The organism is Sphingomonas pokkalii (genome assembly GCF_003096275.1).
Taxonomy (GTDB): domain Bacteria; phylum Pseudomonadota; class Alphaproteobacteria; order Sphingomonadales; family Sphingomonadaceae; genus Sphingomonas; species Sphingomonas pokkalii.
Window position 1 is genome coordinate 1,253,297 of record NZ_QENQ01000001.1, and the last position, 11,442, is coordinate 1,264,738.

At 61.5% G+C, this 11,442-nt stretch carries 10 protein-coding genes; 8 read left to right on the forward strand and 2 right to left on the reverse strand.

From position 1 onward, the window contains the following. Positions 1–118: 118 nt before the first annotated feature. The 6 genes from DD559_RS05675 to DD559_RS05700 all read left to right on the forward strand — a co-directional run bounded on the left by DD559_RS05675 (position 119) and on the right by DD559_RS05700 (position 7,641). A complete protein-coding gene (locus DD559_RS05675; RefSeq protein ID WP_116468326.1) occupies positions 119–898 on the forward strand; it encodes a cyclase family protein in 780 nt (259 codons plus the stop codon). A gap of 140 nt (positions 899–1,038) precedes the next feature. Beyond that, positions 1,039–3,411, forward strand: a complete 2,373-nt coding sequence (locus DD559_RS05680; RefSeq protein WP_116470741.1) for a TonB-dependent receptor — start codon at positions 1,039–1,041, stop codon at positions 3,409–3,411. A 50-nt stretch (positions 3,412–3,461) separates the two neighbouring features. Then, positions 3,462–4,364, forward strand: coding sequence for an alpha/beta hydrolase (locus DD559_RS05685; protein WP_116468327.1), 903 nt, complete (start codon positions 3,462–3,464; stop codon positions 4,362–4,364). Between the two features lie 73 nt (positions 4,365–4,437). Beyond that, positions 4,438–5,769, forward strand: a complete 1,332-nt coding sequence (locus DD559_RS05690) for a family 1 glycosylhydrolase (RefSeq protein ID WP_116468328.1) — start codon at positions 4,438–4,440, stop codon at positions 5,767–5,769. A gap of 214 nt (positions 5,770–5,983) precedes the next feature. Next, entirely contained in the window at positions 5,984–6,319 is a 336-nt protein-coding gene (locus DD559_RS05695; RefSeq protein WP_133243782.1) for a hypothetical protein, read from the forward strand. Then, positions 6,319–7,641 (forward strand): glycosyltransferase, encoded by a 1,323-nt coding sequence (locus DD559_RS05700; RefSeq protein WP_116468330.1) that lies wholly within the window; start codon positions 6,319–6,321, stop codon positions 7,639–7,641. Before DD559_RS05695 ends, DD559_RS05700 begins: the two co-directional genes overlap by 1 nt. A 405-nt stretch (positions 7,642–8,046) precedes the next feature. Here DD559_RS05700 and DD559_RS05705 read toward each other — a convergent pair whose 3' ends face one another. Together DD559_RS05705 and DD559_RS05710 are read right to left on the reverse strand one after the other, a co-directional pair. Next, positions 8,047–8,937 (reverse strand): DUF1796 family putative cysteine peptidase, encoded by an 891-nt coding sequence (locus tag DD559_RS05705; protein ID WP_165830996.1) that lies wholly within the window; start codon positions 8,935–8,937, stop codon positions 8,047–8,049. A 69-nt stretch (positions 8,938–9,006) separates the two neighbouring features. Further along, positions 9,007–9,267 (reverse strand): MbtH family protein, encoded by a 261-nt coding sequence (locus DD559_RS05710; protein WP_240610138.1) that lies wholly within the window; start codon positions 9,265–9,267, stop codon positions 9,007–9,009. A 379-nt stretch (positions 9,268–9,646) separates the two neighbouring features. Here DD559_RS05710 and DD559_RS05715 point away from each other — a divergent pair, with 379 nt between their 5' ends. Beyond that, complete coding sequence (locus DD559_RS05715; RefSeq protein WP_165830997.1) at positions 9,647–10,447, forward strand: class I SAM-dependent methyltransferase; 801 nt, start codon at positions 9,647–9,649, stop codon at positions 10,445–10,447. Between the two features lie 57 nt (positions 10,448–10,504). Further along, on the forward strand, positions 10,505–11,377 hold the full coding sequence (locus tag DD559_RS05720; protein ID WP_116468334.1) for a class I SAM-dependent methyltransferase: 873 nt from the start codon (positions 10,505–10,507) through the stop codon (positions 11,375–11,377). The last annotated feature ends 65 nt before the right edge of the window (positions 11,378–11,442 follow it).

The window sequence follows — 11,442 nt, forward strand, 5'->3', positions numbered from 1 at the left end:
GCGAGGGCGGGGTCGAGCATGTCGGCGCGGACAATATGGCGTACGGCCGCGACTATATCGCCGACTGGTTCGCCGAAACCCTGAGCGGCCACACCGCCTGAGCCCCCGGAGAACCGTCATGGCGCGCCGTTTCATCGACCTGTCGATCACCCTCGAGAACGAGGTGATCACCGATCCGCCGTTCATGCGGCCCAAGATCACCTACCAGACGCATGGCGAAACGGTGGCGGAACTGGGCCACTTCTTCCCCGGTGTGACCCAGGAGCAGACGCCCGACGGTGCCGGCTTCGCCGCGGCCGAATGGGTGACGCTGACCACGCACAACGGCACGCACCTCGACGCGCCCTGGCATTTCCACCCGACGATGGACGGCGGCAAGCGCGCGATCACCATCGACGAAGTGCCGCTCGAATGGTGCTTCCAGCGGGGCGTGAAGCTCGACTTCCGCCATTTTCCCAACGGCTATGTGGTGACCGCCGAGGATGTCGCGGCGGAGCTGGCGCGGATCGGCCATGACCTGCAGCGGCTCGACATCGTGCTGGTCAACACCGCCGCCGGCGGCGCGGTCGGCAACCCCAACTTCGTCAATATCGGCTGCGGCATGGGATACGAGGCGACGATGTACCTCACCGAGCGCGGCGTGCGGGTGACCGGCACCGATGCGTGGAGCTGGGACGCGCCCTTTGCCTATACCGCGGAGAAGGTGAAGGAAACTGGCGATACCTCGCTGATCTGGGAAGGTCACAAGGCCGGCCGCGACATCGGCTATTGTCACCTGGAGAAGCTGCACAACCTCGAGGCGCTGCCGCCGCACGGCTTCACCGTCAGCTGCTTCCCGCACAAGATCAAGGGCGCCTCGGCCGGCTGGACCCGCGCCGTCGCCATCCTCGAGGACTGACGTCGATCGAACACGGGCTGCCGAGCCCCGGGTATCCCGTACGGGTGCCCATCTTCGGCGAAGAGGGCCGCAGCGAGTCGCATCAGAACGATCGTCCGGCCGGTGCACCAACCAGCCACCAAAGGTGGGGAGGAGAGATGATGAAAGTACACAAGATCCTGCTGGCGACGACCGTGCTGACCGGCATGACCCCGATCGCAGCGCTGGCCCAAACCGCCGCGCCGCAGGCCGAGACGCCGGCCGCGCAGGACGACAACAGCGTCGGCGAGATCATTGTCACGGCGCAGCGTCGCAGCGAGAACGTGCTCAAGGTCCCGCTCAGCGTTACCGTGGTCGGCGCTGACGAACTGCTCCAGCGAGGCGCCAATGATCTGACCGCCGTCACCAAGCTCGCCCCCAGTCTGCAGGTGGCGCAGGACAACACCTTCGCGGTGCGCGGCGTCGGTACCGGCACCTTCGCGACCACGGTCGAGGCGAGCGTGTCGCAGGTGCTCGACGATGTGGTGATCGGCAACAAGGAGTTCGCCGCCAACGCCTTTTACGACGTCTCACGCGTCGAGGTGCTGAACGGGCCGCAGGGGCTGCTGTTCGGCAAGAACGCCTCGGCGGGCCTCGTCAACATCACCACCAACCGGCCGGTGCTGGGGCAGACCAGCGTTTCCGGCGACGTCGAAGCGGTGCAGCGCGACCGCCCGGTGAAGAACGGGCAGGGCATCCAGGTCCGCTCGACCGTCAACCTGCCGATCGGCACCAACAGCGCGCTGCGCCTAAACGCCATCTACAGCGGCCAGGATTCGGTCACGTATCCGACGGTGAACAGCGCCGTGCGCAACGACTTCGGCCTGCGCAACCTGGGCTTGCGGGGCAAATATCTGTACGAGCCCACCGATGCGCTCTCCATCTATGTGATCGGCGAGTATAATCGTCAGCGCGGCATCTCGGGCCGGTATGACATCACCTTCCGGCAGATCGGCGCGGGCAGTGCCTATACCGGGCTGGGCTATCCGTCCGGCGCCGACAACCTTCGCTACAACAGCGATGCGCCTAATTATCGCGATGCGGATACCGGCGGGCTGCAGGCCAACATCAATTATTCGCTGTCGAACGGGATGGAGATCTCCAGCATCACCGCCTGGAAGAATGCTGTCGTCTCCTACCAGTTCGATTCAGACAACACGCCGGTAAACTTCTTCAATACGAACTATAGCCGGCAGGTCTACAACCAGCTGTCGCAGGAGCTGCGGCTGGCGCTGCCCGAAGGCAACAAGGTCTCCGGGCAATTTGGTCTATATTATTATCGCTCGGTAGGTTCGGTGGTCGGCGCCCGCGGCGGCAATAACGGCTTCCCCGGCTTCCTTCTGCCCACCTTCCCCTTCTGCGTCGGCGCCACCCAGCTCGGCGCGCCTCCCGCTGCCTGCCCGGTGAGCAACGCCAGCTTCCTGGGCCAGGACTACAAGTACAACCTGAAGCAGAACAGCTATGCCGGCTTCGGGCAGCTCAGCTACCATGTCACCGACACGCTGAAGCTCAACGCCGGCGCCCGTGTCACCTACGACAAGGGCACGATCGACCTGCTCGAGAATGTGGGCAAGTATTTCGTAACGCTTGGCGTGCCGAACAATCGGTCCGTCGAGTCGACGGACGCTACGAACTTCAGCTTCAAGTTAGGTGCCGATTGGCAGGTGACACCGTCGACGATGCTCTACGGTTTCTATGGCCAAGGCTATAAGGGGCCGGGCTTCTCCAACACCTCGCCGGCGCCGGGCGCCAAGCTGGCGGTGCGGCCGGAAATCTCGCGCGGCGGCGAGATCGGCATCAAGGGACGCCTCGCCGACGGCAAGATCACCTATTTGGTCTCGGCGTTCCACACGCGGTTCACCGACCTGCAGGTCCAGTCGTGGATCACGTCCCTGCGCACCTTCGTGCTCAGCAACGCGGCGACCGCGACCACGGAGGGCGTCGACTTCTCCTTTCAGGCGCGGCCGACCACACGGCTGACCCTGTCAGGCTCGGCATCCTATGTCGATGCCAAGTTCGACAACTTTCCCGGCGCGCAATGCTATACCGGGCAGACCAGCAACGGCTGCCGCGCCGATCTGCGTTCGGACGCCCCCGGCTATGTCGGCACGTTCAACGCCGCGGGCTATCAGCTCCCGCTCTCGGCGAAGTTCACCGCCACGCTGGGCGCGGACTATAGCCAGCCGCTGACCGAGAAGCTCGATGCGCAGTTCGGCATCGGCTATTATCACCGCTCCCCCCAGTCGTCGGCACTGGGCACGCCGTTCTTCATCCCTACCTGGGATACGTTCGATCTGCGCCTCGGCCTGAAGAGCAAGCACTGGTCCGCGAGCATCTTCTGCAAGAACTGCACGAACGAGATCCGGCCGATCTCGATCGGTTCGGACGGTGGCGATGCCAACCCGGTGCAGGGGCCGCCGGTGCTGACGCTGAACCAGCGCTTCAGCTACGACTCCGTCCGCACGATTGGCCTACGGCTTGGCTTCGACTTCTGAATGAGGGGAAGGGCGGCGACCGGCCGCCCTTCGGTTTGGGGAGGCATCTGATGCGTGCATCTTCCGTCACGGTAGCGCTGCTCGCTGCCGTCGTGCTTGCGCCGTCGGCGCAGGCGCAGTCCGAAATCGCCACGGTTACCGAGGCGGCACCCGCGCAACCGAATGCCCTGCCGCTCCCCGCGCCGGACACGCCCGATCGCGAGATCTGGCACCGTAGCGCCGGCCTGCTCGCGGTGCGCAACGTCTCGCATCCGACGCTTACCGTGTTCCGTCCCACCGGGAAGCCAAACGGCGCTGCGGTGATCGTCGCGCCCGGCGGTGCGTTCCTGGGGCTGGAGATGGACAAGGAAGGGTGGGAGGTTGCCCGGCGACTGGCCGCCCACGGCGTCACCGCCTTCGTGCTCAAATATCGTACGCTGCCGACTCCTGCCGACCAGAAGATCTTCGTTGCCGAACTGGGCAAAATGATCACCGGGCAAAAGGCGGCGTTTGCCCCGCCGAGCGACACCCCGCCCGAAGCCCTGGCCGACGGCATCGCAGCCCTGCGCTTCGTGCGGCAGCATGCGGAAGACTATGCGGTCGATCCGCACCGGCTGGGCTTTATGGGCTTTTCCGCCGGCGGATTCCTGACGCGCAGCGTCGTCGAGAAGGGGGGTACCGATCGTCCCGATTTCGCCGCACCGATCTACCCGAACATGGCGTCGATGCAGGTACCCGCCGACGCGCCGCCGATGTTCGTGGCGATCGCCACCGACGATTTTCTGCTGAATCGCGAGAAGGGATTGCCGCTGGTCGACGCCTATCGCGCTGCCGGTCGGCCGCTGGAGTTCCATCTGTTCGCCGATGGCGGGCATGGCTTTGGCGCAGGCAAGGCGGGAACCGCGACCGCGCACTGGCTCGACCAGTTCTTCCTGTGGCTGGATGTCATGGGCCTGACGAAATCGGCGAAGTGACGGTGGGAGATTTCCACATCGCGGTCGCGGGCGATCGGCATGTGGTCTTTAGAACGTTTCAAGGAACAAGCGCATGATCAATCGTCGAAGCCTTATCACCTCTGCGCTTGCCACCGGGGCCGCGGGCGCATTGCTTCCCGGCCATGCACTGGCTGACGCCGTTGCGGAGGCCACCGGTGCCTCATTTCCCGACGGGTTTCTTTGGGGGGCGGCGACGGCGGCGCATCAGGTGGAAGGAAACAACCTGAATGCTGACCTGTGGGTGATCGAGAACGTCCCGAACACGATCTTTGCCGAGCGATCGGGCGACGCGACCAACAGCTTCGATCTTTGGCCGGTCGATCTGGATCTGGTGAAATCCATGGGTCTGAACACCTATCGCTTTAGCCTCGAATGGGCGCGGATTGAGCCAGACAAGGGGCATTTTTCTCGCGCGATGCTCGATCATTACAAAGCCATGATCGAGGGGTGCCGGGCGCGGGGGCTGAAGCCCGTCGTAACCTTCAACCACTTCACCACCCCGCGCTGGTTCGCGGCGCAGGGTGGTTGGCACAATCCGGAGTCGCCCCTGCTGTTCGCGCGCTTCTGTGATCGGGCGGCGAAACACCTCGCAAGCGGGATCGCGCTGGCACTCACCCTCAACGAGCCGAACCTGGCGGGCCTGATCGGCGAGATCCTGCCGCCGCAACTGCTGGCGGGCGACCGCGCGACGCAAGAGGCGGCGGCGAAGCAACTGGGCGTTCCGAAATATTCGCCTGGCGTCGCACTCTATGTGCCCGAAGCAAAAACCTATCGCGCGAACATGATGGAAGCGCACCGCCGCGGCGTCGCCGCGATCAAGGCGGTGCGCAGTGATCTGGAGGTCGGGGTCAGCCTGGCCCTGCTCGATGATCAGGCGGTCGGCAAGAATTCAATCCGAGATCGTATGCGCGAACGATATTATGGTGAATGGCTGCGCCTCGCCGCCGAAACCTGTGATTTCATCGGCGTCCAGAACTACGAACGCAAGATTTGGGACGACAAAGGCTCGCTACCGCCGCCTGCAGGCGCGAGATTGAATACCGCCGGTGCCGAAGTTTGGGCAGGATCGCTCGCCGGTGCGGTTCGCTATGCATGGGAAGCAACCAAACTGCCGGTCTATGTGACGGAACATGGCGTCAATTCAGATGACGATGCGCTCCGCCAATGGCTGATCCCGGCCGCGCTTGCTGACCTTAAGCGCGTGATGGACGAAGGCGTGCCGGTGCGCGGCTATATCCATTGGTCGTTGATCGACAACTTCGAGTGGGGCTTTGGCTATCGTTACCGCTTTGGCCTGCATTCGTTTGATCGGGAAACCTTCAAGCGAACGGCCAAGCCAAGTGCCCGCGTGCTTGGGGCGATTGCGCGGCGAAACGCGGTTTGAGCGGCTGACCTCCCTGGCGTCGATCAGCATGTCCCAGCGCTGGCAGCTATATTCCTTATACAGCATGTGAATACACCCCGACGAGCGCATTCCGTTTTCGCAGGTTTCATAATTATGACGGTATAATAATCCGATAGCGACGAATCGAGTTGCATCGCATCATGATTTCTGATCAGCTGAGGCCGCATCATCCTCTGGCATGAAAGTCTGCCCCATGGAATCTGAACAATCGTTTTCTGGTGCTGCTGCCTTTAATCGATCGAACGGTTTTGCACCAATGAACGAATTCAATAATTTGCTATCGGCGATCAGTGCGCTTGGCCGTTCTCTGATGGTGTCGTACAATCAGTATATGCAGAATGTGCAGAGCAATGCACCCGAGACGGAGCGAGAGATCATTCGGCTGCACCTTTCGTTTCTCAATACCTGTTCGGATGTCGTCAAAGGGCGGCTGGCGGAACTGGACGAAGCGGCCCGGTCGCACGCCGATGCCGCGACGGCAGGCGCCCATCGGGGCGGACCCCAGACCATCGACATCGAAGCCGACTGATGGCTGGCGCCAAGGCGCCGGCCTTTCGCGGGATAGGGAGCATTGCATCGGGCCAGACGGTGCGCAAAACCAGGATATTGTTCATTGGCGAGGCGATCACGCTGTCGCATATTTCGCGACCACTGGTGCTTGCACAGACGCTGGATCCCGCCCTTTATGAAGTGATTTTTGCTTGTGATCATCGGCTGCGGGGGTTGCTTAAACTGCCGAAGCATTGCCGCTTCGTTCCCCTTACGTCGCGTATGCATGGGACGAATATCGACAGGTTCACCGATCTGAGGGATGAACTCTACGACTTGCCGACATTCGAAGCCTATATTGCCGAAGATCTTGATCTGTTCGAGCGATACTTCCCGGATGTGGTGGTTGGTGACATGCGCCTCTCGCTCAACATCAGTGCGCGCTTGGCTGATATTCCTTACATGAACATCCAAAGCTGCTACTGGCATCCCGAAGCGCGGACCGATCTGAGGGTGCCGGCGGCTCCCTTCTCTGCGAGCCTGTCTGCCCGCACGGTCAACCTCATCGCCAATGTGTTCGCTCCGGTGGCGACGCTCTACCCCAATCTTCTCGCGGTGAAATATGGGCTGCGGCCCCCAGGACCTGATTTTCGCAAGACCCTATGTGATGGCGATCATATTCTGTTTCCCGACATTCCCGACTGGTCACCGCTCAGCACCGTGCCGTCGAATGCGACCTATGTCGGGCCGTTGGTGTGGGCACCCGACGTGCCGAAGCCAGCATGGTGGGGGCAGATCGATACTGCGCGGCCTATCGTCTATGTATCGCTCGGATCCTCCGGGCAGCCGCGCTTGCTGCAGATGATCGTCGAGGTCGGCGTGGCGCTCGGTTTCCAGATGATCGTCGCGACTGCCGGACGTACTCGGATCGAGCCGGTCCCGGGCCAAGTCTTCGTGGCCGACTTTCTGGATGGCGGCGCTGTTGCGAAGATGGCGGTTCTTGCGATCTGCAATGGTGGATCGACCGCTGCACCGCAAGCATTGCGCGCCGGTTGCCCCGTGCTGGGTATCACCAGCAACATGGATCAGGCCGCCTTCATGGCCTTGTTGGCGCGCGGCAAGGCGTCGCTTGAATTGCCGGAATCGTCCGTAAACCAGGGGGCGCTGCGGACGGCGCTGACGACACTCACGGCGGACGGCAGCTATGCGGCGGGCGCCAAGCGGTTGAGCAGTGCGATTCGGCGCGTTTCGAGGCGCAATGCATTCACCACTGCGATCGATTCCTGTCTTGTTTCCCGTCGTAAGCCTATCGCCGCTGTCCGCATACACAATCCGACGGGGGTGCGGGCAGGGGTATCCTGATCGTTCGGACTGGGGGAGTTCTTACCCCACCAGTGCATAACGGCGGATGACCTTTCGGCCGGAGAGCGCTTCGAACGGCGGCGTGCGACTCGATGCGCCGGTCCGGGCTTGAGCAAGGTCGGCAAACCAATGATGCAGCGCCCGCGACCCGATGGGTTCGACGCGATCGATGCCGCCAAGTGCCGCCTGCGCCGCCCACAGGGGGCAGGTCGGCGGTAAGGGCCCGTTTGAGAATTCGATCGGGTCGGGTTGCCGGGGCTGTCTCGTCGCCGCGGCGTTGCCATCCTCACCGATGCCTCCGGCATCGGCTGCGGTCGGAGCCTCGCGACGACGAAAAATCCCTTCCCAGCCCTCCGCCGCCGAAGTCTCAACGGGCTGTAAGCGCGTCGACCGGCAACACCCTGATCAGGCCATCAGGGCGAGCGGCTGGGGTAATAGCCCTGCGAACGCGCGCGCGGCGTTCCCTAGCGGCGTCTGGCTACGCATGAGCGCAGGTAGGGGTGTATCCAGCAGATGCGCCAGTAAACTGGCTTGAAGGGCGCTGCGCGTCACTGCCATCACGATGGCGGGATCGGGTAGTGTCGGTGGCGGTACCGGATGGCCGAACGAGTGCACGACCGATCCCAATGCATTTTGCCGAGCGATCGCATAGATCAGTGGCATGATGAACTTGGTGTAAGGTCCGCGCATCTGGAAATTGAACACGCGGATGCGCCCATTCCAAGAATCAGGAATTTGGTTCTGGAAGCGTTCGATCACGACAAACAGGCGAAACCGCGTGGCCGGATAACGCGCTTCGAACGCTGTTAGAATGGCTTCGAAATCCGCATAGGACGCTGGCGGCTCTTCGGCATCGGTCAAGTTCGAGACCGATAGAAAAAGAACCACTTCCGGTGCCATCGCAACACGGCTGCGCAAGGCTGCGATGCGCCGTTCATAGCGTTCGACAAAGCGGGCGAAGTTATTCGCGACAAAGTCCGTATCGGTGGCGGGCGCCATTTCGTGATTGTAGGTGCCGATCAGGTAGCGTCGGTCGCTGAGCACCTGATAGCCGCCTGGAGCTTCGCGGACGATGAGATTCGCCGGGTCGGCCATGCCGGCGAAATCGCTCTCCACCAGATCCCGCACCATCTGCAACGGAAAGATGCCGGCATCGAACGGAAAGCTGGGTTCACCATCGGCTTTGCGGGGCTTGAACCCAAGCAAGGTGGCGCACCATCGGGGAAAGCAATTCCCGCCCAGGGGAACGATCAGTGGCAGCGGATTCGCCGGAGGGGCGTGAAGCTCATACGACATAAGGACTCCCAAAAGCCGAACTGGCATGGGGATTGGTTGCGGGATTGGCGCTTTCCTCCCGCTGATGGATCACGGGGTTGTCGTTGCGGCCGCTTCCATCGCCTTGCGCAGGCTGAGGGGGCGCATATCCGTCCAAACTTGTTCGATCCACTGCAGGCAGGCGGGTTTTTCTCCGGAGAATCCAGCTTCACGCCAACCGGGCGGCAATTCTCTCGCGGATGGCCAAATGGAATATTGTTCTTCGTCGTTCTTTACGACCATAAAGTTCTGCATGCCTTCATGCATATTACTATTCCTCCGGAATGAATAGTTTTGTTCATCGATTTCCATCCGAACCGGTATTACGCATTACGAGGGTAGGTGGCGTGCGATCAATTTCATCTTCAACGATGTCTTGGAATCTTTCTCAAAGAACACAGTTCTTAATGTCGGTCAAACTCTAAATATCGCCTATAGCATCATATAATCGTTGGAAATGGATACAATAAAACGGCGTTGACACATTGCGATTCGCAACGGTATTCCTGTAATGATGATCTGGCAGAGGGGAATTGGTAGGCCAGACTCAAAACAATTCAAAATGAACGGTGAATCCCGGTTTTAGGGCGGTATGGATGCGCCTTTCTGGGGGTTTCAAGTTCATTCGAAGGGTAATTGGTGGCTATGTTCCGCCTGTTACTGTGTGCCGATTTGTGGGGGAATAGGCATCATGATGGATAATATTGCCCGTTCAGGCATAAGGATGGTCGAGGGGTATTTCGGCTTTCTAAAGTTCATCGGCTACCAAGCGACGCTGGTGGATGAAGCGCTGAGCCAGCTGGCCGGCCACGGCGAAGTTCCGCCCATGCACCTGCGCATGCGGGTCCATGGGCGCCCCGATCTGGGCAGTTTCCTCGATGTCGGCAGCCGCTGTGCCCAGGATCTGCAGGCTGCACTGGCCACCCAGGGCAAACAGTTTGCCGACTTTGGGCAGATCCTCGATTTCGGTTGCGGATCGGGACGGACTTTGCGGTGGGTCACCAAATTGGCCCCGCAATCTCAGCTTTACGGCACCGATATCGACGGCGACGCCATCGCTTGGGTCCAGGGCCACTTGGACTATGTGTCGGCGTCCGTGAACGGCCAGAAGGCGCCCTTGCCCTATCCCGGCGACAGTTTCGACCTCATTTATTCCATCTCGGTCTTCACCCATATGGACGAGGAGCACCAGTTCTTCTGGCTGGAGGAGCTGCGCCGCGTGATGCGGCCCGGCGGGCTGCTGCTGGCCAGCCTGCATGGCCATGATCTGTGGAAGGCATTCCCGCCGGAAGCAGTGAAACAATTGCAGCAGGAAGGCGTGTTCGTTGCCAAGACCCGGCTATGGGACGGCGTGTTCCCCGAATGGTATCAGAACACCTACCATAGCGTGGAATATGTCACGTCTAACTTCGGCAAGTATTTCGACGTTGTAGATTACTTGCCGCTCGCGCTCGACGCCAATCACGACATCGCCATTCTCAGGAAACGCTGAACGGCATGGCGCCAGCCCGGTCGTTCCGGGTGGGCTGCGTAGACGAAGGGGCCTCGCATGTCTGGACACGCACTCCTCAACTCGGTCGACGGCCTGTACGGGCAATTCGTTCATGTTTCAGCCGCGTTGGCCAATTGCCTCGATCAGGCGGCGATTTCGGCGCTCGGCTATGACGCGATAGCGCCTGCTTGGCTGCGCTATCGCGTCCAGGGGACTCCCGATCTGACAACCTATGTCGAGGCCGGACGCCTGAGTCGGGCCAGCATTGCGGCAAGTCTCAACCTGATTGGCCGACGCCTGGGAGAATTCCCGCGCATCCTGGATTTCGGGTGCGGTTGCGGGCGTACCCTGCGCTGGATGCGAGACCTCACCCGCGAGGCGACCGTCTGGGGCGTCGATATCGACGCCGAGGCGATCGACTGGTGCAGAGGCCATATCGGCCCGGCGCGCTTCGAGGTCACCAACCCGGTGCCGCCGCTGCCATTCCCGGACAACAGCTTTGATTTGATTTACGCGCTCTCTGTCTTCACGCATCTGGATTATCCGGGACAGATCGCCTGGTTGACCGAGCTCCGGCGAGTGCTCGCGCCGGGCGGCATCGTGCTGCTGACTTTTCTGGGCTATACGCCCGAGAAATACGCTGCCCGGCCCCATGGCGCGCCGCTGCGCTTGTTCAATGAGCGCATCATGGCCAGTGCGAGCCTCGACATCTGGAGCTTTCTTGAGCCCGCAGAGGTCGAGCAGCTCGATCGCGACGGTTTCGTGTTCCTTCCCTATCGAGATTCACCGCGCGATGCCCCCTATGGCGTCGCCTATCACCGCCCCGAACACGTGCACGACGCTTTCGGCAAGATCCTGCCGTTGGTCAGCTACGTGCCAGATGGCTTCTGCGACTATCTCGACGCCGCGCTTTTCCAGAAGCCGGGCTGAACCTGTCGCAGTCCTTCCAACGCAAGACAGCGAGCTTTCGCTTCTTCCAGTGCAAGGAGTTTTGG

Bases quoted from the DNA above. Each gene is read 5' to 3' on its own strand.
- DD559_RS05675 (WP_116468326.1), top strand. From the start codon at position 119: ATGGCGCGCCGTTTCATCGACCTGTCGATCACCCTCGAGAACGAGGTG.
- DD559_RS05680 (WP_116470741.1), top strand. From the start codon at position 1,039: ATGAAAGTACACAAGATCCTGCTGGCGACGACCGTGCTGACCGGCATG.
- DD559_RS05685 (WP_116468327.1), top strand. From the start codon at position 3,462: ATGCGTGCATCTTCCGTCACGGTAGCGCTGCTCGCTGCCGTCGTGCTT.
- DD559_RS05690 (WP_116468328.1), top strand. From the start codon at position 4,438: ATGATCAATCGTCGAAGCCTTATCACCTCTGCGCTTGCCACCGGGGCC.
- DD559_RS05695 (WP_133243782.1), top strand. From the start codon at position 5,984: ATGGAATCTGAACAATCGTTTTCTGGTGCTGCTGCCTTTAATCGATCG.
- DD559_RS05700 (WP_116468330.1), top strand. From the start codon at position 6,319: ATGGCTGGCGCCAAGGCGCCGGCCTTTCGCGGGATAGGGAGCATTGCA.
- DD559_RS05705 (WP_165830996.1), bottom strand. From the start codon at position 8,937: ATGTCGTATGAGCTTCACGCCCCTCCGGCGAATCCGCTGCCACTGATC.
- DD559_RS05710 (WP_240610138.1), bottom strand. From the start codon at position 9,267: ATGGAAATCGATGAACAAAACTATTCATTCCGGAGGAATAGTAATATG.
- DD559_RS05715 (WP_165830997.1), top strand. From the start codon at position 9,647: ATGATGGATAATATTGCCCGTTCAGGCATAAGGATGGTCGAGGGGTAT.
- DD559_RS05720 (WP_116468334.1), top strand. From the start codon at position 10,505: ATGTCTGGACACGCACTCCTCAACTCGGTCGACGGCCTGTACGGGCAA.